Source organism: Bacillus cereus group sp. N12 (assembly GCF_016483575.1).
GTDB lineage: Bacteria > Bacillota > Bacilli > Bacillales > Bacillaceae_G > Bacillus_A > Bacillus_A toyonensis.
Window position 1 is genome coordinate 1 of sequence record NZ_JAEHBO010000033.1, and the last position, 26,073, is coordinate 26,073.

Consider the following 26,073-nt stretch of genomic DNA (forward strand, 5'->3'; position numbering starts at 1 on the left):
ACTGTATACCCTGTACCCGGTCCAATGTATTTAACTGCATAACTATGAAATGCGCCCGTTTCAGGCATATGTACGGAAAGCTCTCCTAAACATAGCATAACTAGATAAACCACTAGCGCACCAATTAGATAGGATAGAATTGTTCCAAACGGGCCAGCTTGTTGAATAGTGTAACCCGAGCTTAAGAATAAGCCAGTTCCAATCACCCCACCAAGTGATAGCATGACTAAATGACGTGCTTGCATTTTCCTTTGAAATTCTTGCCCATTGTTGTTCTCCATTTCTACTCTCCTTTAGTTACTATCCAGAAAAAACAAAAACGCACTCTAAAAAAGAGGGCGCTACTGACAAATAAAAACGGAAGCTCTCATCTATCAGGATTTTCACCCGCTGGAATTAGCACAGTGTCTACTTAAGCAGACCTGTTGCTGAGGTTTCATAAGGCCAGTCCCTCCACCTCTCTGGATAAGAAATATTTTTTTATAACCTTATCAATCCATTCAATAACTGTCAAGATAATTCTGTTTTTTAAAAAAATTATCTGTTATAGAAATACAAAAATAGAGTATTACTATAACTGCGACTCACTCCTTCTTGGGTATTATTTAAAAATCGAACATACAAAACCTCATTTATTTATGATACGGTTCACAAGCACTTCCTCAAAATTTAATGCACTTCTAAATATCTTCTTACTTCTTTGGCTATGGGGTCACCATACATAACCATCAACTTAGGAGATTTTAATACTCTCAAATATCAAAAAGCGTTATCCTTTCTAAACAAGCTAAATTAGAAAGGATGACGTTTTCTTATGAATCTCTCGATTCAAGATGAATTACTACCATTTGCAGAAGAATTACAACGATATGTTACACCTGTATTCTTAGAAGAACTTGCAAGAGGAATAGGATTTATAAAGCGAAAACGTAAGTTTTCTGGATCAAACTTAGCTGCTATTTGCATTTGGATTAGTCAACGGGTGGCAAGTGATTCCTTGATTCGATGATGTAGTAGGCTTCATGCAGCGACAGGCACTTTACTTAGCCCTGAGGGCTTAAATAAACTTCTAAATGCTAAAGCAGTTTTGTTTTTAAAACATATTTTTTCTTTACTGTTAGAACAAAAGATATGTGAACAAACACAAATTTCTAACCATCTCTTCTCTTATTTTCAACGAGTCCATATCCTAGATGCCACCGTATTTCAAGTGCCAAATGCTTTAGAGAATGTATATCCAGGCTCTGGAGGGTGTGCCCAAACAGCTGGAATCAAAATTCAATTAGAATATGATCTGCACAGTGGAGAATTTCTTAACTTTCAAGTTGGACCAGGGAAAATATTTTTGAAGAAGAATAAGGGAGAGCTAAAAATGCAAAATGTGAAAAGTAGAATAATATGGTATGTGACACTCTTATTTATAGTTATTTATATTTAACGTTCCGGGGAAAGTTATGGTTTAAATTGTGGCAGATGTATGCTACAAATCACATTTATAGAAAGACTTGAAAATAGTAATTAATTTTATAGTGTAAGGGGTCTTGTCACATGCCCATCAACCTAAGAAAAGTAAATATTCCAAAACGAGAAAATTGACATCTCCAGATGAAAATGTACAATTTTTTTGTTTTGGGGATGCTTCAAAATATTAGCTTGATAGCAATGTGGCGGTACCCCCATACAGTAAGGTTATATATAATAGAAAAGCACCTCTCTAGCAAAGAAGAGGTGCTTTTCTATTATATAACTTTTTTTATTTTTTGCGGTGATTGTTTCGTTTGAGTAATGATATTCTCTTTTCGTAATTCTTTAAAGAGCGACGTGACCATAAGAACGACTACAAGAGAGAATGGTAAAGCTGCTATGATCGCTGCAATTTGCAGTGCATTTAACCCACCAGCTTGCAAGAGAATGGCTGCAATAGCTGCAATTGTTAATCCCCAAATAAGCTTCAAACTGTTTTTCGGTGATAAGTTACCATTGCTTGTTTGCATAGCAACAACAAATGTTGCGGAGTCAGCAGAGGTAACGAAGAATGTTGCGACTAAAGTTAGTCCAATAATGGTCAAAAATGTTGAGAATGGTAAATGCGAAATGACAGCGAATAAACCAATTTCGGTACCATTTTTCGCAATTTCATCAGCAATTCCAAGTGATTGGAACATTTCCATATGAATAGCTGTACCGCCAAAGACAGCGAACCAAAATGTACAAATGAATGTTGGGATTAATACGACGCCGATAATAAATTCACGAATTGTACGTCCACGAGAAACACGGGCAATGAATGTACCGACGAATGGAGACCATGAAATCCACCAACCCCAGTAAAAAATAGTCCAATTTTCAATCCAAGAAGAGGATTCTTTGCTAAAAGCACCTAAATTTAATCCCATGCTTGGTAATGCTCCAATATAAGAGCCTAGTGTGGAAGTAAAATACTTCATGATAAAGATAGTTGGCCCTAAAATTAAAAAGGAAACGAGTAATATTCCAGCGAGGGAGAAGTTTAAGTTACTCAAATATTTAATCCCACGATCTAAGCCAGTTTGTGCACTTGTTAGATAGAGTACAGTAAAAATTGCAATAAGTACGAGTTGTGTACCAATTGTATTATTAATAGAAGGGAATAAATAGCTTAATCCTCCAGCGATTTGTTGTGCACCAATGCCTACGGATGGTACGATTCCAAATACAGTTGCTAAAACAGCCAAAATATCTACCGTTTTTCCAATAGGAGAATGTTTCGATTGATTAAATAATGGAGTAACTGTAGCACCAATTGTACTACCTTTTTGTTTTCGAAATGTAAAATATGCAATTGTTAGAGCGACCATTGCATAAAGTGACCAAGGGAAGAGGCCCCAGTGGAAAAATGAATATTGCATAGCAAGTTTTGCGCTTTCCTCAGTTCCAGGTTCACCGGTAAGCGGTGCTCCAAAGTGTGAAATGGGTTCAGTAATTCCATAAAAGAGAAGTCCGATGCCCATTCCTGCTCCAAATAACATGGAAAGCCAAGAGAGGTAACTATATTGCGGTTTTTCATCATCTTTACCAAGACGAATGGAGCCATACTGTGAAAATGCTAAATAACCAGCTAAAATAATCATTGTGGTCATAAGTAGAGAGTAAAACCATCCAAACTTATTGAGAATAAATGCGTTTAAAGAAGAGGTAACACTTTGTAAATCATAGCTTTGTATCCAACTTGCTGGAATTATACCCCATATAATAAATAAGGTTGTAAGCAAGATAGAGATATAGAATACACTGTTTTCTTTTTTTATCATAGAATCCCACCTTTTATTTAATAAAGTTAAAAATTATATTAATAATAACAATGATAGGGTTAATTGTCAAAAAATTCGTTTTTCATAGGTGATATAGGGTACAGCCAACGTACTAACATAAAACCCACGTTAAGAATTATTTGCACCGTAAAAATACTGTACATTTTTGTTACAATGCTTTGCTTGAATCGCCTACTGGGGTAGCACCACATGCACATTAAGCTAATATTTTAAGGTACGCCCTAAATAGAAAAAATTTTTTATAGCACAAAATTTCATTTTTGGCTATTTGGGGGTAACCTGTTCTGTTAGGTTTATAGTAATGTGGTAATACCTCTTTATGGCGAGAGCCTGTTACAATAGTTAAGAATAACTTAGGTACAAATTGATAATGAAATGGGGAAAGAGACTAGATGAAAGCAACTGGAGTAACTAGAAAAGTAGATGAATTAGGGCGTGTAGTAATTCCAAAGGAACTTAGAAATACGCTTGGCATTAAAGAAAAATCACCATTAGAGATTTTTGTAGAAGGGGAAGACATTGTTTTACAGAAGTATCAGCCTGGTGGTGTTTGTGCATTAACAGGAGAAGTGTCAAATCATAACATAGCATTAGCAAATGGTAAGATAACATTAAGTCCAGAAGGTACAGAATTATTACTAAAAGAAGTAGAACAGTATCTTGTAAAATAAATGCTCCTTTCAAGGGGCTTTTTTTTATAGGGGAAATATAAAATTTCACGTACCATAATGTTTAATAAAAAACTAAATACCTAATTAATAGTCTACATTTAATCTTATGTTGAATTAATCAGCTAAATAGATACTGTATTGTTTGTTTTGAGAAGATTAGCAAATAATTTAGTACGAGATGCTAAATTATAGGGTAAAAAAGAAAAAGGACGCTTAGCTTTAAAGGTCTAAGCGCCAAAATGAATAGATAAAATATAAGTACATAGAGGGGAGAGTGATTCCCCGACTCATTATGATTATATCATAGAATCAGGTTATAAAGAAAAATAAATGATAATTAGGCTTGTTAAGTGGTGGGGGAATTTTGAAGAAACTTATAAAGCTATTAACGAGTTGATTCAATTTCTTGATATATCAGCTGAGGAACGTGAAATTGATGAATCACAGAAGCAATATCTTATAGACACTCAGGAGGAAGAACGTTGGCGTAAACATCCAGATTCAAATATACCTTTGGAAATATCATCATGGGGTTGTGTTTACCGTCCAGCATTTATTGATTCAAAGAATTGTATCCGTGAAGGTAGGTTGCTTAATCTGTCAACTAATCAGAAGGGAAGTATTGGCATAAACTTCATACGTGATGGTAAACGCAAGCAGTTATCAGTCATTAAGCTTATGTAGGAAACGTTTTAAAACTAAGAGTGATGAAATAAATACCTGTTTATAGAAGAGGTCCTAAGTTTTATCGTGTTATTCCAGTAGAAGTACAAGAAGATAATGGGGAGTCTAGAGAATATTCTTGTTTAGCTGATGAAAGAGGCACCGTCTATTCAAAGGAAGATGTAAAAGCAAGGTTCGAGGAAGGAAAAGAGTTTTATATGCGTGAAGATATGCCTAATATAGATTAATACAATAAGTATATACGGTTATTAGATTATATGAGATGTGTATCTATTTTGTTAGAAGAAGATGAATTATTAGAACCTGATAATGGTTTATTTGTAGACACTCATATTTCAGACAAAAAGCTAAAGGAAATTTGGGTACGATATATTGTTTCAAAAGAAGAAATAATTGCTTTTTTAGATACTTCTGTCCTTGGTAATTTGAGTAAAGAATCGGATGGCGTATTAATTTGTCAATCGGGGATATATTTTAGAGAAACTTTTGTACACTTGTATTTTCCATGGTATGTCTAGTCAAGAGATTCTATTATTCATCAAAAATTAAAAACAGCTTGTTAATACGTTATATGAGGAAAATAAGTGTTCACCCAACACTTAAGGATTTTAATATAATTTAATATTTTATTAATTTGATGATAATGTGCTTCTATCCCACATCGTCTCTAATTTGAAAATATTTATTACATCTAACGATCCTTTAATGGAATAACCTAACTAACATTTTTAAACAACTCTATTGATACTTAACACTATCATCAATACTACACTTCGTTGAGCCGCAATATAACAAATTTATTGATGTAGTTGAGATGGACTCAAACAAAGGATATATTAAGAATAATATTAAAAGGAAAAATAGTAGCAGTGCCTGAGGATTATTATGATCTATCTATTTTAGAAAATACATCAAATGAATATCAAAATGCATCCCATGTAGTTAGAGATGTAATGGGAGAGAGTGAACAACGTAAAGGAGATAAATATTTAGCCTATCGAGTATGCCAATTGATTCAGCAAGGGAAATTAAGTCACCAAGGAGATTTTGGGTTTTTAGGGAAGTTTGAGATTCGTTTACCTTAAATACCGTATTAACTTTATAATACCCCTAAAACAATAAATAATCTTTTTTTCACAATAAAGCCTAAAAATTTTGTTTTGGGGGTGCTATAAAACTTTAGCTTGATCGGAATGAGTTGCACCTCACTTTTTAGTATGATGATATTCTATGTGTTCTATCATACTTTTTTAAATTAAGCTAACTCTGTAGTTCTAGCTGTTTTATTATTAGGTAAACTGTAAGTGTTGTGCACCCACATTATTGCATATAAATATTTTTTAATTTTGTCCAATCTATATTTGCTAGACATAAAATTTAATATTTTTGCATCAAAACCGGAAAAACACCCATTTATCAATTTATTACTATTTTTTAATCTTTACAAAAGAACCAGATTAACTCCATACCACCTACAGATTACTACTTTATGCTAAATCTCTAGGAGGTTATAAACATGAATTTTATCAAACGATCATTTTTAAGTTTAAAATTAAGAAAAGGAAAGGCACTAATATTACTTGCTATTTTTCTAGTTGTAATTAATATGGTGTTTGCTGGATTTACAATTAACAGTGCATCAAGTAAAGCCACCGATTCGGCCAGACAACAATTAGGAGCAAATGTTAATTTGATAATAGATATAAACAAATATATAAACAGTGATCAAAATACTGGTGGAGCAGGAATGGTACCTGCTATCGAAGTGAAAGAAGCTGATAAATTAAAGAATTCTAAGTATGTAGCTCACTATAATTATCTAAAAAATGCTAATGCTGAGCTGAAAGAACTCCATTATGTCGAATCACTTGGAGGAGCTCAATCATTTGGCCCAAATAATAATTTAAATTTCACTTTACAGGGTATTAGAGACTTTTCTTTATTAGAAGCTGCTCAAGACAGAAAATTAAAACTAGTTGAAGGAAAGGGCATTACGCCAAAAACAGTAGGGAAAAACGTTGCTATGATTGAAAAAAGACTAGCTGAAAAAAACACTTTAAAAGTTGGTGATAAACTGCAAATAGGTGAAGTAATGGATCAGGAACTTACCACGAAAGAGCTAGAAATTATAGGTATATATGAGTCAAAAGATGAGGCCTCATCTTTTGGAGGACAATCTTTTGCTTTATTAGAGCCTGCTAATCAAATATATGTACCGTATTCTTTAATGAATTCATTAGAAAATGCAGTGTATTCATTAAAGGACCCTAAGGATATTGATGCATTTAAGGAGGAAGCAAAAAAATTAGGATTACCAGATTACTATGAATTGGATGCACAAGATATGGTATATAAACAAATGATTGGTCCAATCGAAAATATTGCATCTTTTTCAAAAATGATTGTAATTATTGCCTCCATTGCAGGTGCAACTATTTTAGGATTAATTATTATGTTATCTATTAAGGAACGTAGAAAAGAAATGGGAATTTTGTTATCTATAGGCGAGAAAAAGTGGAAGTTAATGGGCCAATTACTAGTTGAGATAGTATGTATTGCCATATTAGCATTTGGTTTATCTTTATCAACAGGAGAGAAAATTTCTCAAAAAATCGGTGATAATCTGCTATCTAGTGAAATAGAAAAGAATGAAGATAGACCAGAAGATCCTATAGCACTACTTAGTGGTAATCCTACTGCAGAAGTAGATCCAGTAGATAATATTGATGTAAGTATTTCAACTGAAGATTTAGGAAAAATAGGGGGAATTGGATTAGGGATCGCTATCCTGGCAACGATTCTTCCAGCATTATCAATTCTTCGTTTAAATCCAAAACAAATCCTTTTAAAAGATGAATAAGGAGGTCCGGTATGGAGACAATTTTACAATTTAAAAACTTAAATTATTATTATGAAAGTAACGGAAAGAAAGTAACGATACTAGATAATGTTGATTTTTCTTTTCAAACAGGGCATTTCTACACCATTTTAGGACCATCTGGATCTGGTAAAACTACAACTCTTAGCTTAGGTTGTGGGCTGGATATACCTAAAAATGGATATGTACTGTATAACGGCAAGGATATTCGAAAAATTGGTTTGGATCAATACCGTAATCAATATGTATCTGTAATTTTCCAATCCTATAATTTGATTACCTATATGACGGCTCTTCAGAATGTATTAACGGCAATGGAAATTACAGGTGTGAAGGTACAAAATAAAAAAGCAAGAGCATTAGAATTATTAGAGAAGGTAGGACTCACAGAAGTAGAAGCGAAACGAAATGTCTTGCAACTAAGCGGCGGACAACAACAACGTGTAGCAATTGCTCGAGCACTATCTTGTAATGTTAATTTACTGATTGCGGATGAGCCGACAGGAAACCTTGATGAAGAAACAGCAAATGACATTATTGATTTGTTCCAGGAGCTCGCTCATCAAGAAAATAAATGTGTAATTGTTGTGACACATTCACAAGAAGTTGCAAAAAAATCGGATCGAGCAGTTTATTTAAGCAAAAAGAAGTTAGTAGTAAACGATCTTAAAAATATCTAATAAACACCCCCTACTGATAGGGCAGTTTGTTTATTATTTATATGGAAAAAAATAATTACAGTAAAACCAGGGGATTATGTGCAATTTCCTTATCGTGATAATCCTTCCTTAAAATTAGCTGGATATGTGGTAAATATTCTAACAAATACAATTGTTGTAGATATTTTAGAAATGCTTAAACTCAAGAAAAAAATAGATAGTTATTCGTCAAGTTGTCAAACATGATTGTTATAAAAAGGTTGGTAAGTAGGTAAAGAAGAGTGTTTCCTAAAAAAAATGCTCCTAGATAAATCTAGGAGCATTTTTTTTGATGTTGTTACTGGATTACACTAGCAGGGGTTACCATACATGCCCATCAACTTTACATTTTGAAGTATCCCCAAAATGAAAAAATTGTACTGTTAAAGGTAAATATAGGGGTACTGCCAAGATACATGTAATTTTGAGTTATAGGCTTACTTTTATTTTGAAACATAATCAAATCGGGGTTTTCTCTATAATTTTTAAACTTATTATCATACACCCTAATCATACAATTGAAACAAAGTATTTTCAGTAGCTAACTAATGAAAGATTAGGGTTGTTTGTGCTTTATTTGGATAGATACGAAATTTATATGCTTTATTGATCATCATTCCTTTCACGCCCATTTTGATATGTGCCAATTATACAACAAACGTACATTCGAATGATATTGAAGTAACAATGTATGTATGTCGAATAATTAAGATGACTTCCTGCCATCCCTTGTCTGAAGCCAATTCATCTCCCACCTATTCACTTCACGTTCCTCGAGGAAGGAGTCTTCTTGGCTAAAATGATAAAATATAAAAACTACGCTATCTTTTCTGTGGAATCCTAGGAAAAGATGAAGCTTTTATCTCCCAATAATTTAAAAACTTAAACTATAAGAGAAAAAAGAATGAAGTATTCTGATGGTAGTAAATGACTTAGCGGTGTCAATGTATATATGACAAATCCGCCTATAGCTATTTACTTTCTTGAATTTTACATAATATTAATTTTTTGTGAATTATTATTCTGTAATTAATTAGATTTAATGTATTATTCACACGAAATGACTACCTTTGTGTAATTTATTTGATTTGTAAGACAGTTAGGAATACTAGATTAAAACATAAATACACGTTTTTGATAGATATTTTATAAAGTTGTATTTATATGTGTCATAAAATAACATCTAAATATAATTATAAACAGAATAAAGGGAGGGCTATGTAAAAAGTAATAAATACAAGTTCATGAACTGTTTTTGCACGTAAACACATGCTAAGGAAATGAAAACTTTTAAATTTATCAAGGGAATGAGAGGGAGATACTATGGGGAATAAATCAAAGCATAAAACCAAAAGAATACTTGTAGCTACTGCAACATTAACTATACTTGCTTCTGGAATGGCTTCTTCATCAGATGTCTTTGCAGAGGAAAGGCAGCAGCAAAAAAATTTATCGACATCACTGCAAAGTGAAAAGTCAGTTAAATCAGAAAATAGAGCATTTACGGTCCCAGGAAAAGGGGATGTTGAGGTACTGAAACAACAGGAAAGAAAAAATATGGCATTTAGTCCATATGAACCAACTGGTTTATATGCAAAGCCAAATGAACAAATAACGATTAATGTAGAAGGTAATCAAGATATTCAGGTATATATTGGAACGTATTCGTATGATGCTTCTTGGAGAGAAGATTCTAAGATAAAATCATTCACATTAAAACCTGGTATAAACACAATCCAATCTCCAAATGGGGGGATGATATATTTTTATAATAAACAACAAGGTGGTACCATTCGAACAACAATCACAACAGGTGGAACGAATACTCCTTTCTTTGAACTAGGCAAGCATACGAAACAAGATTTAATAAACATGCTAGACCAATATCCTAATGCACATGCAGTGGAGCTAAAAGGAGAACGTGTATTAATAACGGCCAGCCCGGCACGTGTTAAGAAATATTTGTTGGGTTCTAATACAGATCCTGTACAACTCTTAAAAAAGATGGATGAAGCTACTCGAATTCAAGACAAAGTAGCTGGATTATCCGAAGAACAAGTAGATAAACATTATGTTCATTACGTAGAGGAAAATCATTCTCCTGATTATTATATGTATGCAACTTCTTATCGAACTGCATATGTAGGAGATGCAATCCAATACGTGTTAGATATTAATAAATTTGTAAAAGATGGCTGGGGTCCATGGCACGAGGCAGGACATTTGAGACAACAATCACCTTGGAAGTTTTATAATATGACAGAAGTACAAAATAATATATACAGCCTTTCTGTAGAAAAAGCATTTAATCAACCATCCAACTTAGAGAAAAGTGGAATTTATCCAAAAGCATTTCAATATCTAGAACAAGCGAATAAAAATTATGACGAAATTAGTGATGTTTTTGTAAAACTTGTTATGCTTTGGCAACTACAGTTAGCGTATGGAGAGGATTTTTATCCTAAATTGCATCAATTGTATAGAGACATGCCTTCAGGTGAACTTCCACAAACTGACGAAAATAAAAAACAATTATTTATGATTTCAGCATCAAAAGTAGCCAAACAAAATTTGATTCCTTTCTTTGAGAAGTGGGGATTACGTCCAAATAACGATACCATTCAAAAAGTGGCTGCATTAGGATATCCACTTTTAACAGCAGAAATTTGGAAGGGTACGGATTCTAATCGAATTAAACCAGATATGCCTAATGGAAATAATATTTTAGAAGGAAAACAGTTTGCATGGTCACTAAAAGGAATTAGTGATTTCGAGTTTGCTAAAATCAATTTCAATAAGCCGACAGAAGAAATGCAAATCGACTTAAAAGCAGGCGTACCGCATCATTATTTTAATGAAACGTATGCGAGTATTAAAGTACAAAATGCATCAGGAAAAGTAGTATACAAGAAAGACGTTTATGGAAACAAACAACAAAATGCTGAATCACAAAAGGTACCAGTCAAAGTAGGAGATTATATCGAGTTAACACATTTAGAAGGTGTGCATAGAGCTACTTTCACAAATGTCGATAATAGTAAACAAGAGAGCTTTGGAAAAAAAGCCATATACGAAGTTACAAAAGAAGGTCTGAAGAAAGTAGAAAAAATGCCAGAAGCAACAATTTTGGATGGAAATCAATTTGCATGGTCACTAAAAGGAATTAGTGATTTCGAGTTTGCAAAAGTTAATTTCAATAAGTCGACAGAAGAAATGCAAATCGACTTAAAAGCAGGCGTACCGCATCATTATTTTAATGAAACGTATGCGAGTATTAAAGTACAAAATGCAACAGGGAAAGTAGTATACAATAAAGACATTTATGGAAACAAACAACAAAATGCTGAATCGCAAAAAGTTCCAGTTAAAGTAGGAGATTATATTGAGTTGACACACCTAGAAGGTGTGCATAGAGCTACTTTAATAAATGTAGACAGCAGTAAACAAGAAAGCTTTGGAAAAAAAGTCATGTACGAAGTTACAAAAGAAGGCTTGAAGAAAGTAGAAAAAATGCCAGAAACAACGGTTTTAGATGGAAATCATTTTGGGTGGTCTTTAAAAGGATATAGTGATAGAGAAATCGCAAAAGTTGATTATAATAGGACAACAGAGAAAATGCAGGTGAATTTAGAAGCAGGCGTACCCCATTCTTACTTTAATAATACGTATGCAAGTATTACAGTAAAGAATTCAACCGGTAGTGTTGTGTATAATAAGGAAATAGTGGGAAACAGACAACAAACTGCTGAAATCCAAACAGTGCCCGTAAAAGTGGGAGATTACATTGAGTTTACCCATATAGAAGGGGAAGCAGTAAAGGAAAAGACACGCGCTACACTTATTAACCTTGAGAATAATAAACAAGAATATATAGGCAAAAAAAGAACCTATCAAGTTACTTCAACGGGATTAAACAAAATAGATTAACATGAAGAACCTTCTCATTATTAGTTAGATGCAAATAGTCGTTCATTATGAACGGCTATTTGGCTATTATTTAAAGAAAAGTGAAATGAAAATACTCTCTCTTTTGTATATACTCTCCTTGCCATCAACTGCTACATTTGTTTATCAGGGGGGAAAATTTAAAAAATGTGCTTGAGAATTGATAAATGTTTAAGTGCTATAGATTTGAGAAAAAAGAAACAGAATAGTAAGGTATTTATTGATAAACCCTCCCTTTCATTACAATATTTTACACATTTGGTATGATGTATATGAGTTCTATGTATATTAAGGGAGGAATGAGAATGAAGGGGTTCATAACATGTGCAAGTGGTAATACAATCTCAAAAAAGTTAGTTTTAATGATGTTGCCGATGGTTTTAATGATATTGATGATTACACCATCGAATGATGTATCGGCAGCCAATCTATCAAAAGCAGGTTCACTAAAAGGCGTGAATTTATTTAATGGAAGTTGGACAGTTGCTATACAGGCAGCAAATTTACAATATGTTTCTGCTGAGCCTTTGGGAAATGTAATAGCAAATCGTAATGCAGTTAATGAATGGGAGAAATTTGAATTAATTCCGACTGGGGAATTATATACGTACGCTTTAAAAGCTAAAAGTAATGGGAAGTATGTTTCGTTTGAGCCAAATGGTAGAGTAGTAGCAGATCGTACATCAATTGGGGCATGGGAAAAATTTATCTTATATAATGGTGGGGATAATAGGATATATGTATTACAAGCACTAAGTAATAGTAGATATATATCAGCAAATGGTGGTAGAGAATTAACAGCTACTAGTTATGTAGCTGGAAGTTGGGAAAGATTTGTTATTGTATACTTCTAAACTTTGAAGTGTTATATATCTAAATAATGGCATGTTTAGTTTGTATAAATGCCTAATACAAGAAAGTGTTAAGTATTTAATACAAGTGTATATTAACATGTAAAAGGGCTGCAAGTAATTAGCAGTCCTTTTTGCATGTTAAATAAGGACTTATTGAGGTTATAATGAAAAGAAAAAGAACCCTATAGGGTTCTTTTTCAAGGCATATTAACAGTAAGGAGAATCATGAAATGCTACTTCAAATCTTTATTAGGGGAAAGATTTTGAATAAGCTTAACATACATCTATTTTTACATAAATGTAATATATAGTAAATTGATAATGTTTATACTTACTGTTGCTAATATTCAATCAATATAGTTAACACTATGTATATAGTGTTAACTGGCATTTAGTACAGTATACATTTAGAAATTTAATATTAGATTTTATTTGTTAAAAAAGCTAATAGATATATTATTTCAAATTCTAACTAACATTTAAATGGTTTTAATTGAAATTGGTTGTGTATTAAATCTTATAAGCCAATAAAAGTAAATAAAATAAACAAAGACCCTGTAAAAATACAGGGTTAAGGGAACGCATAGTTTCTTAGCATCATAATAGCATAAATTCTTTGTATAGCTACATGAGGATTTTGACAGAATTAAGAACAAGATAGAAAATCTGTAAGAAAGCAAATATAGTGCTGGAAATGTGATTTGAAATTAAACTATAGGCATATTGAAATAGGCGAAAACTTTTGAATACCTTGATTAAATTGCTTCTAAATATGAGGTTTAGATTAGAGGGATAATTGGATCTTACTGAAGAGGAAAATATTTTTTAGATTAAAAGAAGAAAAGACACCTTTTGGGTGTCTTTTCTTTAGGTAAACAGTTCACATATTGCTTAATTAGATACGAAACCATAATTCGACTACAAAGTAAATCTTAACATAATCTTAACTGAAAAAAATATGTAATATCACATTTTTAGTTTTTAATTGTTTTATTGAATATAGAACAGCAACGTAAATAAAAAGGGCATGCAGTCGTATCTGCCGCCCCTTTTAGGAGGAATTCAAGGCACTAATAGGACAGGTATTGGTAAACAGGTTTAAAAATAGTATATGTGAAAAGAAAAAGTTCTATACCAAAAGTAGACAGGACCTTATCTTTTTTACATTTTCAAAAATGAAATTCCGTTCTTTTTGAAATTAGTACAGTACACACTTGATTTGTAATGAAATTAGAAAAAGTATACATGAATATGGCAGACAACTATTTTGTTGCCTGCCGGTGCCAGTGGGTTGAATGAGTTAGTCAATTCAATAAATTGTGCTATCCCATTACCAGAAGGGTGAAGCCGCTAGTTCAAACGGCTTAGACATAGTTTGCCTAATAAAGAAAAAATTATGAGTAAAGATTTTGTTTGCTCTATATGAAAAGATAAATAGATATTCATCAGACAAGGATAATTTAGCATACCTTGAATAGGGTGTAGAAACGAATTAAAGAAAAGGATATTTATTTTGGAAGGGACTGACTAAGGAGTGGGACTTTCGGACAGGATTTGGGGAGCGGTGGTTGCCTTTGGCATTGCGACTAATATCGTTGCTTGTATAATGGCAGTATACATTCAAAAATATGAGCTAATGATAAATCATCTTACAAATATTTTATTTTTAATAATGATCTCTTTAACGTTTATTAAAATGAAAATTAACAAATGGGTGGCTTTAGGATTTACATTGGTTGTAATAGAGAAAGGTATTAAGGCGGGATATGACTTCTACACACATAATTATTATGGTGTCAGTTGGAGTTTAGCTATCATTGTCTATTGCATATACGAGATGGAAAAGTATTATATTGAAATAAATGAATAGGTGCAACAAAAAGGTGTTAGTAGGCGGAATTCTTTTTAAATTTGTAATTTCAGATAATACGTTTTATAATTCAACCGCTTCATCTCGATTTCCCCAAATTCTAATGAATAAAATGGATTCACTACTATTTATTTTTTTCAAGGAATCGATTAATTCTAGTGTCCAATTTAGCTTTAAAAGAAGGATAGGTTGATTTCCAATCCTTTTCTTAATTAATAGGAAAATCATGCATTGAAAAACAATTATAATAAGTGTCCTTTATACAGTAGGTAATTCGTTCTGCCCATTTAGTTTGATTATCAAATTCTGATTCAATAAGACCGTAACTTTCTGAACCTTCTATGACCATTTTTTCTAACTTCATAAATTTTTCAAATCGATTTTGAAGTAATCTGTTTACATCTGAAAGTGATGGATAATAAAACCAATCTAGAGGTCCAGAAAATGTTCTTAAATGATGTCTTTTGATTTGATTGGTACTTGACATAATCCTCCTAAACTTACGATTACGCTATAGGATTTTTGTATATCTTCTAGGTTCATGCTCATCCTCCTTTTTAAAAGTAATTTAAATTATCTGTTCAGTATATGATGCAATAACATATTGATGTGGACCTACATATCAAAGTACATAGAGCTAAGGCATTTGTATAAACTTTAAAAGTTAAGATACCTAAGTTAAGGGATTTTATCTTTGACGTTATATCATAGAGTTGCTATTGGAATGAAAGCTGGTAGGGATATTGCACCAGAGTTATTTACTCTCCAGTAACTTAAATTAGAAACCAGTCCTTGATTACTGTAGTAAAATTGTTGTCTTTCTAAAAGAATACTTAGATAAAAAAAGAAAACCCTATTGGTTAGCATTTAACGAGTAGAGTTTTCTTTGAATTAGCACCTTTTACATGATAAATATTGAAGAGGGAAAACCCACTTAGAAAAACTTTTAAGCAGAAAAATAGACTAGTCCATTTTAATTTCTAATGGTCCCAGTATCCTTTATTTTGACATGTGTCTTTACATTTATTTTAGCCTCTGCTAACGCTTGCAACCAATCTTCTTTTCGTTTTTTCCACTGTTTATATTGAAAAGCTCTAGCATATAGGGATAATCCGATTGGATCAATTTTATTCTGCTGTATTTCATCCAACATATTTTGTAATTCCTTATTAATTTCTTTTTCGATAGCGTTTTCTAAATTATTTATATTTTTTTTATTATCATAATGCTCCTTAATTAAATTCGCATTGGTTTTTTCTATTAAAGCTACATTAGCATTTATTTGGAGATTAAATACAAACTTTCCGTTTTTAAAATTAACATCTATCTTCCTTTTCGCATTCTGTACGAAGATAGAAGTGTTTGTTTTTTTGTTGGACTTTTTAGGAGGAAGCGCAAGGTGTAGTATCATCCGGCCTGTATTTTTTGACTTATTTATAAGATTGAAGAACTTAACCTCTTTTTTAGGGATACGAGTTAAATATTTTCCTTGTCGATCTAAAAGTGCAATTCCTATCGTGTCAATTTCATTCTTTGTTTTTTGGATAACTGGAACAATTTGTGTCATTCCTTCTTCATTTTGTTCTCTCGTTAATTGTTGAATCGTAGAAGAAACGGATTGATTATTTTGAATGGAGGATTCGATTACACTACTTATATAAGATGGTAGTGATGGTTTATCTGGCTTATTAATTGTAAAAATTTCTTCTACAGGTCCATCTACAAGTACTACTTTAGCATTAATGGTAGCGTAAGGATCACGGTAAGAAGAATCAAGTTCCTGCAACCAATTTGATTCTCGCGCCAATTTTTCCCCAATTAAAATGATTTCAGCTTTGGAGGCTGTCATATAGCCCGTTAACTTTGTATCTATCTTACTGAAGCCATTATATACAGTTGATGCCTGGGTCCATTGCTCTATAGTACTTTGTTGCTGTTTATGATGAAAGAGTGGGATGCTTGTGCCAACTTTTATGTCTCCATTAGGGGCTCTATCCAAGCCAATTAATAGGATTAATGAAACCTTCTCAAGAGGAATTCTCTGACTACAACCAATTAAACATATACAACAAATTACAATCCATATCCATTTTCGAATCAAAGTTGTTTCCTCCTAGTAACCCAAGCAAAAAGAATGCTGTAAGCGAAAAATAAGATTGGTAATAGAATAAAGAAAATGATATTTAAGATATCCATAAGAGAATATATAAATAAATATTGATCCACATTGGGATTTAGAAAAATAAATAAGCCGACTATTAATACCATAAAACCAACCAGCGCCCAATTGCGAGCGTTTTTTTGAAGTGAAATGGTCACAGACTCAAAACTGAAAAATAAATATGGATATATTGTAGTGGAAAATACAATTAAATAGTAAGCGATATATATAATTTCTAATCGTTCTATGAAAGAAAAACGAACTCCTTTTAACAGATGAAATACTGGCCAAATTACGTCTTTTATCCCCTCCGGACTAAAGTATATATAAGAAAGAATAGTCACATATAGATAGAAAAACATGGTTCCAGTATTCGCAATTAGTATTCCCTTTATAGCTTGTTGTTTTTTTTGTAAGAACGGATATATATAATATGCAATTTCTAAGCCGGCATAAGGGGTAATGGTTTCTTTCGTTGCCTTTACAATAGGGTATAAGCCATCTTTAAAAATAGGAAGTAGGTGTAAAGGAGCATACATACTCTTTAATGAAAAAAGAAGAAATAGTGGCATCCAAGTAGTGAAGAAGAAAACAAGCATAGAATAACTAATAAGAGCCCTTAACCCACTCAGGACTAAAATAATAAAAGGCAATAGTAATAATATGGTGATTTGATAAGCAGGAGTGGAAGGGAATATCCACACTTTTACAATATCAGTTGCCTTTAATAAAGTATTAAAACCAGCAAAAAATAGATAAAAAGCATATAAAAGAAAAAGAATTGTACCTAGCCATTTACCAAAGTATGTTTTTAAAATCTGTGAGAAATTTTTGTTAGGGTTTTTTTGTAACATTAATATAATAAATACGCCAATTATAGAAGTGGTTATCCAACCCAAAATGATAGAAATCCAGCCATCTGTGCCAGCGGTAGTAGCAAGTGGGCTTGGCATAATTAACATACCTGAGGCTAGTTGCAGTGAATGAATGAAAACAATAAATTCAAATAAGGTTATGTTTTGGAATTTAAGATTCCCCATGCGAACTACCTTCTTTTTTCTTTTTTTGTTTCGGCTGCCCTGTACTCGAGCGGGTGGTAATCATAGAAATAGGAAATCTTACAAATGAATCTTTTAGCTCTTGGAGACGAAATGGTGCGATTGGCAATCCGTATGGTGAACCATAGGAAGTTAGCGAAACAAAATGAGCAAATAAGAGCATTAATCCACTAACAATACCTACAATGCCATAAAAATATGCCAATAACATCATTGGAAAACGAATAAGGCGTATAGAACTTGATAAATCGTAATTAGAAACAATAAATGATGCAATGGCAGTAATAGATACGATAATAACCATAACGTTACTCACAAGACCAGCCTGAACAGCCGCCTGCCCAATTACAATCCCTCCAACAATTCCAATTGTTTGTCCTATTGGCTGTGGTAAGCGAATACCAGCTTCACGTAGCATTTCTAGTGTGATTTCCATTATAAAAGCTTCCAGTAAGGGAGAGAAAGGGACTTTGACTCTTGACGTTGCAATAGAAGTGTATAAATCTAAAGGAATGATTTCAAAGTGAAAAGAGACGATAGCAATATAAATTGCGGGTAAAAAAATCGCTATAATAAATCCTGCAAATCGTAATAAACGAAAAAACGATGCAATGAGCCAATGTATATTATAGTCATCTGGAGTCTGAAAAAATCCAATTAAATTCATTGGGACAATCATCGCGCCAGGAGATCTATCAACTAATACTGCTATTTTTCCATCAAGTATATGATTTGAAATGGCGTCCGGACGTTCGCTTAAATAAGCCTGTGGAAAAGGAGTCCAATTTTGATCTTTTGTATAATTAGATAGTTCTCCAATGCCCAATACCGCATCCGTTTTAATATTACAGATTCTAGTTTCTATTTCTTGGACTACATCTGCGTTTGCTACATCACCTAAGTAAATCAAATAGACTAAAGAAGTGGCTCGTTCTCCAATCGTCAGCTTTTTGATTTTCAACTCTGTAGAAGGAATATAACGACGAATAAGGCCTATATTTTTTGCGGCATTTTCAATAAAACCATCATGTGATCCTTTAATAGTAACTTCTGAAATCGGTTCTTGAATTGCTCTCTCTGCCCAGCCTTTTGTATTTATTAGAAGTGATCGCTTTTCACCCTCCATAAACAGTACACATTGCCCCTCAAGTAATCCTTCTTTAATTTCATTCCATGTATATACTATTTTGGTATGAGTAGCAATAATATTAGAATTAAATATTTGATTGTCTTCATTTACTTCTTGTAATAATGGTGTAACAACATTGGCTTTTAATGCAATACCATCTGTAAGGCCTTCAAAATAATATAGTAAAATATTCGTGTTTGTTTTTAATTGCAAAGGATGTTCAATCAAATCTGCACTAATATCAAAGATATCATCTAGTGTATGTTTAAGTTGTTTTAAGTTACTTGTTTGGATCTTTTCAATGGATTTATCTGTCTTAGTTTCTAAGGTCTCTTCATTTAAGGACAAAATTGACACCTCTTTAATATATAACGATTACTTGTAGTTATTATTTTTATATGATTGAATTTTATTCACTAATTTAAAAAAAATTGGAGCTAAGACTTCATAAAATTTGATGTGCTATATTATTAATTCAATAATTGAGAGCAAAAAATAGAGGTAATTTGTGTGGAAATCTAAGTATCAAGATAAGAATTGAAATTTGAATGATTATAATAAAAAAGAACCCTTGATAGGCTCTTTTTCATAGTTGGTAAATATGTTATCAACAATAGATGGCGATTAAGGTATTAATGTAGATGCCTTTAAGTTAATCAGCTGAATTTTGTAGGAAGAATTCTTTTTTTCATACCTTAACACTCAATGAAAAAGGATATTTCATTTATTTGGGTGTTCTAGTGTATTTGAATTTTGCGCACTAATAAATTTTGTTTAGGGACAAAATGCATTTTCTGAATTAACAGAAAAATATATGCGCAAAATTCCTATTAATTATTTTGGTAGGTATCAAATATTGCTTTGGCCTTATTTTCTTGAGATTACCGTACGTTTATATGTTTCTAAGGGAAAGAAATACTTTCATTTTTATGACCATCTATTGTTTGATTAAGATGGTAACACGAAATAGAAGCGTTTACAACCAGAAAATAAAGAAAAAATATTAAAATTAGACTTTTTTCGACAATTATTTTATGTTTATATTTCATTTGATTATAGGAAAAGGCGGGGGAAAGCGGACCTTTTCCTATAAAATGTTTTGTTGGAATTAGAAATAACTAAAAAAGTAATATTAGCTTAAAATTAAAATGAAATTCAATGATAAGGTTATAATTGAATTTTTAAACCTCATGTGTATTGAAAGTATGGTCAAATCTTAATCCACGTTGCGTTTCTTCCTTTTGTAACTAGCTTAATATGGCCAAACACTTGCAAGGAATTTAAAGCCTTACTGATTGTACTTTCTGCAATGTCTGGATAAGTGTTACGAATACTTTCCTTAGTAAAAGGTTGTTTTTGTTTAAGTATAAAATCCTGAATTCTCTCAACTTTAGTATGTTTACATATAGAATCTAGAACTGTGTTATGAAGATCTTTGTAAGCCTCTAATATAATTGTTAAAAACGTTTTTAACCAAAAACTATTATTATGTTCCTCGCAGTACCAATTCACGGAAGATTTATAAATCGAATTGTAATAATCAGATTCGTTTTTCTTAATATATTTATCCAAACATACATATTTTACAAATGTATGTCCACTCTTAATTAACAGCAATTGCATTAACATAAATGCCAGCCTGTTATTACCTTGATTGAAAGGGACTATGCAATAAAAATTTAATATAAAACGAGCTATTAATAAAAGTGAATGTAGCCCCTTACTAGTATTTAATGAGTTGTATTGATCACATAATTGCTCCATAAACTGTGGGATAAGTTCATGCGGAAGAATGCGGTAACTATTCAAGTGCATTCCATGTTCTGGAACTCCTGGAATAATAAAAGGTTTTTCACGCCATTTGGCACTGTCAGAGGTAATGTAATGTATTAGTTGAAAATGTAATTCCTGTATAGTTGCTGGATTAATTAATAAAGTACAGGAGTTTTTATGTATAAAAGAAAGTGTTTGATAATAGCAAAAAATAGCATCTTCAGAAATATTTTGAGGTACTATATCATCTAAAATAAGTTCTTTTAATCTTTTATTAGGAACTTTTATATCCTCATAAATAGTTGTGAAATTTTTTATGTAATGTAGTGGTATAGTTTTTTCTAAACTATTAAATATGTCAGGGTTTTGTTCCTGATAAGCAGCTAATTTTCCTTTGAATTCGCTAATTTCACTTATTAAATTTATTAACCTCCTTTTTAATTCAATATTTTTGTACTTATCATCAAAAAAGTCTCTCATTTTTGTTCCTCCTGTAACCCCTTAACACGTTGTTGCATATATCTTTCCATTCTAAAGGTATGCCACGACATTATTGTGAAATAAAAACATTTTAGGTCTGATTTTGAATATATATATCAGAATCTATATTTTTATTTAACAATTAAAATATAGAAATTATAAAGAAGAATCGTTAGGATTCAATTTTAATAGGCATAATCCTAACATCAAATGCACAAATGTACAATAAAAAAATAAAAAAAATAAAAAAATAAAACTATCGACTCTTTTGAAATATTATCTAAAAGAGTTTTAAGAAATTGTAGGTATAGATGTGCCTTAGTTTAGGAGTAAATAATAAAGTGGTAATAGAGTTTTCATAGGTAATTAAAAAGTATATAGACTATTAATTTGTGACAATTACGTGCCTAATCTATCATATGCTTTTATGAGAATTCTAAAATTAAATCCTAACGAGCTGAATTTTCTATATTTAGCATCAATATTAGAAGAGGCGTGCTGATGAAATGTATCATTCTATATAGAAATATGTAACGTTTCACACTCGTATTGTAAAATATTTTGACATACGTTAATTTAAATATTAGGTACAGGAACATTTAATAAAAACTCAGTACTAAAGTACCCTTTAAACGTTTTACCCTAAGAACGTTTCTCAAGCACACTGAAGTTTACCCTTTGTTTCTGTGCCTTATTAGATAAAAATAACATAATAAATTTTTAGAATATGATAATGAAAAATAGCTTTTCCTTAAACATTAACAATCTCTTGATGATCTGTTTAAAGTAAGGAAATGCAGGGTAGACAATGGTATTAATAAAGAAAATACAGTTAAGCTAGATACCTTAAGTTATTTTATAAGTAATTAAGCGTTAGATTGAATTAGTAAGAATATTATATGTGTTTGCTAAATGGCTTGTTTTAATTGGTCTGTTACTATTAATTTATGAATTTTAACATTTAGAAGCTAGTCAACATATAGGTTATATTAGTTATGTGGGTTTTAACTTCAAGTGTATATGTTTAAGGTTAAAGGATTTGTGAGAGGTATAAAAGAAGTGAAAGTCTGGAAGAAACGGATATAATCGGTTTCTTCCAGACTTTTTTTGCTTTTTTGTAATATAAAAAATTTATTTTTCCTACATGATTTAACTATCCGTTTTAATATTTGAATTTTTCGTGAAATAAAATGAGGTTTTTATTCTTCTTTAAATACATAATGTTACAAAATAGCGTAATTGTATTTACTTTATTTTTATAGGAGATTAAAAATAATAATAAATGTACCAATTTAGGAGAGATATTAATATATTAATTGGTGATTTGTTTGTTTATCCCTATATTGCTATTATATTAGCGATAACAATAATATATTGGGGGGACAAGAATGAATTTGAAATTAACATCTAAATTGGAAAGATTAAGAAAAAGTAAAAAAGGAATTGGTGCTTGTGTTTTAGCTGCAGGGGTAACGGCTATTACTATGATTCCTCAAAGTGCTTATGCACATGGATTTGTTGAAAAGCCAAGTAGCCGTGCTGCTTTATGTAGTCAGGATTATGGGGCATTAAATTTAAATTGTGGAAATGTAATGTATGAACCTCAAAGTCTAGAAGCACCTAAAGGGTTTCCAGATGGTGGACCGATTGATGGTAAAATCGCTTCGGCAGGAGGACTATTTGGAGGAACTCTTGACCAACAAACAACAAATCGTTGGTTCAAAAATACAATTAAGGGTGGAGCAAATACATTTACATGGAAATATACAGCAGCACATCCTACAAGTAAATGGCATTATTACATTACAAAAAAGGGATGGGATCCTAATAAACCATTAACACGTGCTGAATTAGAACCAATTGGAACTGTTAAACATGACGGTTCGGCCGCATCAAATAATTTAACACATACAATTAATGTACCAACTGATCGTAATGGTTATCATGTTATTTTAGCTGTATGGGATGTATCAGATACGTCAAATGCGTTTTATAATGTAATTGATGTAAATTTAGTAAATAATGAGTCTCCTGATACAGTAGCTCCAAGTCAACCAACTGAATTAAATGCCTCTAAAGTTTCTGCCAATAGTGTTGAAATAACATGGAAGGCCTCTACTGATAATATAGGTGTAAAAGAATATCAAGTGTTACGTAATGGCGAAGTAATTGATACGGTACCAGGTACAACTTTTATTGATAAAAAACTAAAAGCAGATACGGAATATACCTATACAATAAAGGCATTAGACTCTGCTGGAAACATATCAAAAGAAAGTGAAAAACTAAAGGTTAAGACAACACATGCAATCCCAGATATAGAGGCTCCAACTCAACCAAAAGGATTACATAGTATGGGTACAACAGCGACAACTGTTGATTTGATGTGGAGTCCGTCTGAAGATAATGTAGGTGTTGACCATTATATTGTATATAGAGAAAGCGCTGGGGTTATGAATAAAATTGGGACAGCGGTAAATACATCCTTTATGGATAAAGATTTGAAGGCTAATACATCGTATAAATATGTAGTGACGGCGGTTGATTTAGCTGGAAATGAATCTAGTAGAAGTGATGTTTTGAATGTAACAACAAAGTCAGAGGATTCCACATATGAAAAATGGGATGCAAGAAAAGCATATACTAAAGGCGATAGAGTAGTACATGAGGGAAAAGTGTATGAAGCAGTTCAAAATCATCAAGGAAATGGCGACTCAAATTGGATTTTTGCCTTATCGCTTTGGAAGCCAGTTTTGAATATGTGACAGGTGGGAAAAGGTAGTTAACATTTTTGGGTTTTCTTTTGAAAATTAAGGGCTGTTCCAAATATGAATTATTTTATGATTTAAATGATAAATCAATAAGATTTAAACCCCATCCTAATGTTTACGAAATGAAATTAAAAAAGAATCCCAATGGAATTTCATTGGGATTCTTTTTTTCTAATTTGTAATAGCGTATATTTTCACTGTGAATTTGTTAGTGGCACCCATTGGATTTGCAATATAGTATTTAGTATTTGTGTAAGCTTCAGTCCTAGATCCATGTGAAATGTTTTTCCAACGAGTAGAATCTATTCCTAGGGAAACATCAATCATTACATTGAAAGCGATAGTAGAAGAATAATCTTTTTCTGAAGGCTCAATAGCCCATTTTAATTCTTTGGTACCTACAGGTAAACTATCAATTTTAAAGTTTTGACTGGATCGATTTTGTTGCCCGGATAAAGGACTAGATTCAGATGATATTTGCGAAATTAATATTTCTTTTTCATTAGAATGTATACCATTTAATTTAATGATACTATCAATTAAACCTGGACCAGGAAAATCAGCTGCGATGATACCAGAATGTTTAATTACGCCTTGTTGTAAGATTTCGGTCCCAAGTGTATTCATTCCCCCATAGTATACTTGTCCGTTTCTATCGCGAGGGAAATCACTCCATGCATTTGTGGAATTCGTTTGAATCAATTTAGGACTACTATCAGTATTTCTGCTCTCTTTTCCGCTTGCAATAAACCAAGGATATACATTATTTAAAAATGCCGCTGCGCCCCCCGTACCACTAAAATGGTTGAGATAAATTTTTCCATTATTAAAGTTAGTATTTGCATTTTGTAGATGGGTTTTTATCGCAATCCATTTTGCATATATTTCGTCTGGTCCGCCACCAATTTCAAATTTATCTTGTATATTCAAACCTTCGTAATCAATACCGTACAATTGAGTGGATGTAAAGTTTTGTAAGATTACAATTTTTCCGCGGGTATCTCCTAAAGTAGGATTATTTCTATCTGAAGTTGGTACGGAGTTAGGGTTCCAAAAATATGAAGCATTAACGTTTTTATATTTTAAAAATATCTCCTCAAATGATAGAGATCCAATCTCATGAGTAGTTTCTTCTTTTAGGCGCATTAATATTGTTTCTGTTGGATGATCTTTTAAAAATTGAATTGTCTCTTTTAATACATCTTCAAACACAGCTTTTTGATTTACAATGCCATGATACATTGCAAAAGAATCTTTTACACGTTTAACACGCATATCTACATATCGGATTCCAGAATTTAATTGTTGGGATAGACTCATAGTTTGATTTCTTGTCAAATTTTCATCAAGAAAGCTTGCTCCATGTAAAGCCATTGTACCGTGAGTCCCTGGAATAGATATTTCACTTAATTTTGTAGAATCTTCTATTTTCGACATCCACGCTGGATTTTGATATCCTATATTGGATTCATAGGAATAACCTGAATGACTATCAGCTAAAATAGTAGATGGTGTACTTAAACTTGCTAGTGTAATACAAGTGAGGATGCTAATTTTAATGAAATTTCTCATTTTTATTTTCTTCATTTTATCTCTCCTGACCTTTAAACAATTGCTAGATGATTTTTTCCTATATTTATTGTTTTTCATTCTTAAGATAATAAATTTTTGTATTTAAAAATAATTAAAAATAGGGGGAGTAAGTTATTTGAGACTTTAATAATTTGTTTTAATGAATTGTACCTAATAGCTAAACGTATTCTTGAAAAATCGAAGTATAACCTCCAAAA

Annotated in this window: 15 protein-coding genes, 6 pseudogenes and 1 riboswitch; of the genes and pseudogenes, 12 read left to right on the forward strand and 9 right to left on the reverse strand. The window is 31.9% G+C overall.

Features of this window, described 5'->3' with window-relative positions:
- Positions 1 to 281 (reverse strand): annotated as a pseudogene (locus tag JDS92_RS16165) (S-methylmethionine permease); the annotation flags it as partial.
- An 83-nt stretch (positions 282 to 364) separates the two neighbouring features.
- Positions 365 to 472: riboswitch (SAM riboswitch) on the reverse strand.
- A gap of 342 nt (positions 473 to 814) precedes the next feature.
- Between JDS92_RS16165 and JDS92_RS16170 the strand changes: the two are divergent.
- A pseudogene (locus tag JDS92_RS16170) lies at positions 815 to 1,339 on the forward strand (IS4 family transposase); the annotation flags it as partial.
- A gap of 400 nt (positions 1,340 to 1,739) precedes the next feature.
- On the opposite strand, the gene opuD reads toward JDS92_RS16170, so the two are convergent.
- Complete coding sequence (gene opuD, locus JDS92_RS16175; protein ID WP_097959622.1) at positions 1,740 to 3,290, reverse strand: glycine betaine transporter OpuD; 1,551 nt, start codon at positions 3,288 to 3,290, stop codon at positions 1,740 to 1,742.
- 413 nt (positions 3,291 to 3,703) lie between these two features.
- On the opposite strand from opuD, the gene JDS92_RS16180 reads away from it, so the two are divergent.
- From JDS92_RS16180 to JDS92_RS30895, 7 genes and pseudogenes are all read left to right on the forward strand, one after another.
- Positions 3,704 to 3,982 carry an AbrB/MazE/SpoVT family DNA-binding domain-containing protein gene (locus tag JDS92_RS16180; RefSeq protein ID WP_000648350.1) on the forward strand — a complete coding sequence of 93 codons (279 nt, stop codon included), beginning with the start codon at positions 3,704 to 3,706 and terminating at the stop codon, positions 3,980 to 3,982.
- A 330-nt stretch (positions 3,983 to 4,312) separates the two neighbouring features.
- Positions 4,313 to 4,666, forward strand: coding sequence for a hypothetical protein (locus JDS92_RS16185; protein WP_098145999.1), 354 nt, complete (start codon positions 4,313 to 4,315; stop codon positions 4,664 to 4,666).
- Between the two features lie 251 nt (positions 4,667 to 4,917).
- A pseudogene (locus JDS92_RS16195) lies at positions 4,918 to 5,215 on the forward strand (hypothetical protein); the annotation flags it as partial.
- 260 nt (positions 5,216 to 5,475) lie between these two features.
- Positions 5,476 to 5,751, forward strand: coding sequence for a DUF3658 domain-containing protein (locus tag JDS92_RS16200; protein WP_242476003.1), 276 nt, complete (start codon positions 5,476 to 5,478; stop codon positions 5,749 to 5,751).
- 431 nt (positions 5,752 to 6,182) lie between these two features.
- Positions 6,183 to 7,526: an ABC transporter permease gene (locus JDS92_RS16205; RefSeq protein ID WP_199632147.1), complete on the forward strand. Its 1,344-nt coding sequence runs from the start codon at positions 6,183 to 6,185 to the stop codon at positions 7,524 to 7,526.
- 11 nt (positions 7,527 to 7,537) lie between these two features.
- The gene (locus JDS92_RS16210) at positions 7,538 to 8,224 is read left to right on the forward strand and encodes an ABC transporter ATP-binding protein (RefSeq protein ID WP_199632148.1); all 687 of its coding nucleotides are present in this window, start codon (positions 7,538 to 7,540) and stop codon (positions 8,222 to 8,224) included.
- A 39-nt stretch (positions 8,225 to 8,263) separates the two neighbouring features.
- Positions 8,264 to 8,474, forward strand: a pseudogene (locus tag JDS92_RS30895) (DUF2187 domain-containing protein).
- Between the two features lie 322 nt (positions 8,475 to 8,796).
- Here JDS92_RS30895 and JDS92_RS16215 read toward each other — a convergent pair.
- A pseudogene (locus JDS92_RS16215) lies at positions 8,797 to 8,859 on the reverse strand (helix-turn-helix domain-containing protein); the annotation flags it as partial.
- Positions 8,860 to 9,565: 706 nt separating this feature from the next.
- Between JDS92_RS16215 and JDS92_RS16220 the strand changes: the two are divergent.
- From JDS92_RS16220 to JDS92_RS16230, 3 genes are all read left to right on the forward strand, one after another.
- Positions 9,566 to 12,169 carry a putative mucin/carbohydrate-binding domain-containing protein gene (locus tag JDS92_RS16220; protein ID WP_199632149.1) on the forward strand — a complete coding sequence of 868 codons (2,604 nt, stop codon included), beginning with the start codon at positions 9,566 to 9,568 and terminating at the stop codon, positions 12,167 to 12,169.
- A gap of 323 nt (positions 12,170 to 12,492) precedes the next feature.
- Entirely contained in the window at positions 12,493 to 13,041 is a 549-nt protein-coding gene (locus tag JDS92_RS16225; protein ID WP_199632150.1) for a fascin domain-containing protein, read from the forward strand.
- 1,534 nt (positions 13,042 to 14,575) lie between these two features.
- Positions 14,576 to 14,911 carry a hypothetical protein gene (locus tag JDS92_RS16230; protein ID WP_097957423.1) on the forward strand — a complete coding sequence of 112 codons (336 nt, stop codon included), beginning with the start codon at positions 14,576 to 14,578 and terminating at the stop codon, positions 14,909 to 14,911.
- A 66-nt stretch (positions 14,912 to 14,977) separates the two neighbouring features.
- On the opposite strand, the pseudogene JDS92_RS16235 reads toward JDS92_RS16230, so the two are convergent.
- From JDS92_RS16235 to JDS92_RS16255, 5 genes and pseudogenes are all read right to left on the reverse strand, one after another.
- Positions 14,978 to 15,454: pseudogene (locus JDS92_RS16235) on the reverse strand (DUF1796 family putative cysteine peptidase); the annotation flags it as partial.
- 430 nt (positions 15,455 to 15,884) lie between these two features.
- Positions 15,885 to 17,012, reverse strand: a complete 1,128-nt coding sequence (locus tag JDS92_RS16240; protein WP_199632151.1) for a Ger(x)C family spore germination protein — start codon at positions 17,010 to 17,012, stop codon at positions 15,885 to 15,887.
- Complete coding sequence (locus tag JDS92_RS16245; RefSeq protein ID WP_097957426.1) at positions 17,009 to 18,112, reverse strand: GerAB/ArcD/ProY family transporter; 1,104 nt, start codon at positions 18,110 to 18,112, stop codon at positions 17,009 to 17,011. The genes JDS92_RS16240 and JDS92_RS16245 overlap by 4 nt, the downstream gene beginning before the upstream one ends.
- Positions 18,099 to 19,607: a spore germination protein gene (locus JDS92_RS16250; RefSeq protein WP_106080969.1), complete on the reverse strand. Its 1,509-nt coding sequence runs from the start codon at positions 19,605 to 19,607 to the stop codon at positions 18,099 to 18,101. Before JDS92_RS16250 ends, JDS92_RS16245 begins: the two co-directional genes overlap by 14 nt.
- Before the next feature lie 861 nt (positions 19,608 to 20,468).
- The gene (locus JDS92_RS16255; protein ID WP_016130658.1) at positions 20,469 to 21,512 is read right to left on the reverse strand and encodes a Fic family protein; all 1,044 of its coding nucleotides are present in this window, start codon (positions 21,510 to 21,512) and stop codon (positions 20,469 to 20,471) included.
- Positions 21,513 to 22,900: 1,388 nt separating this feature from the next.
- Here JDS92_RS16255 and JDS92_RS16260 point away from each other — a divergent pair.
- Entirely contained in the window at positions 22,901 to 24,277 is a 1,377-nt protein-coding gene (locus JDS92_RS16260; protein ID WP_199632152.1) for a lytic polysaccharide monooxygenase, read from the forward strand.
- Positions 24,278 to 24,454: 177 nt separating this feature from the next.
- Here the strand turns inward: JDS92_RS16260 and JDS92_RS16265 are convergent, their stop codons facing one another.
- Positions 24,455 to 25,870 (reverse strand): phosphatidylinositol-specific phospholipase C, encoded by a 1,416-nt coding sequence (locus JDS92_RS16265; protein WP_199632153.1) that lies wholly within the window; start codon positions 25,868 to 25,870, stop codon positions 24,455 to 24,457.
- Positions 25,871 to 26,073 lie beyond the last annotated feature (203 nt).

Excerpts from the sequence above, each read along its gene's own strand:
- opuD (WP_097959622.1), bottom strand. The coding sequence starts at position 3,290 with ATGATAAAAAAAGAAAACAGTGTATTCTATATCTCTATCTTGCTTACA.
- JDS92_RS16180 (WP_000648350.1), top strand. The coding sequence starts at position 3,704 with ATGAAAGCAACTGGAGTAACTAGAAAAGTAGATGAATTAGGGCGTGTA.
- JDS92_RS16185 (WP_098145999.1), top strand. The coding sequence starts at position 4,313 with ATGATAATTAGGCTTGTTAAGTGGTGGGGGAATTTTGAAGAAACTTAT.
- JDS92_RS16205 (WP_199632147.1), top strand. The coding sequence starts at position 6,183 with ATGAATTTTATCAAACGATCATTTTTAAGTTTAAAATTAAGAAAAGGA.
- JDS92_RS16210 (WP_199632148.1), top strand. The coding sequence starts at position 7,538 with ATGGAGACAATTTTACAATTTAAAAACTTAAATTATTATTATGAAAGT.
- JDS92_RS16220 (WP_199632149.1), top strand. The coding sequence starts at position 9,566 with ATGGGGAATAAATCAAAGCATAAAACCAAAAGAATACTTGTAGCTACT.
- JDS92_RS16225 (WP_199632150.1), top strand. The coding sequence starts at position 12,493 with ATGAAGGGGTTCATAACATGTGCAAGTGGTAATACAATCTCAAAAAAG.
- JDS92_RS16245 (WP_097957426.1), bottom strand. The coding sequence starts at position 18,112 with ATGGGGAATCTTAAATTCCAAAACATAACCTTATTTGAATTTATTGTT.
- JDS92_RS16255 (WP_016130658.1), bottom strand. The coding sequence starts at position 21,512 with ATGAGAGACTTTTTTGATGATAAGTACAAAAATATTGAATTAAAAAGG.
- JDS92_RS16260 (WP_199632152.1), top strand. The coding sequence starts at position 22,901 with ATGAATTTGAAATTAACATCTAAATTGGAAAGATTAAGAAAAAGTAAA.
- JDS92_RS16265 (WP_199632153.1), bottom strand. The coding sequence starts at position 25,870 with ATGAAGAAAATAAAAATGAGAAATTTCATTAAAATTAGCATCCTCACT.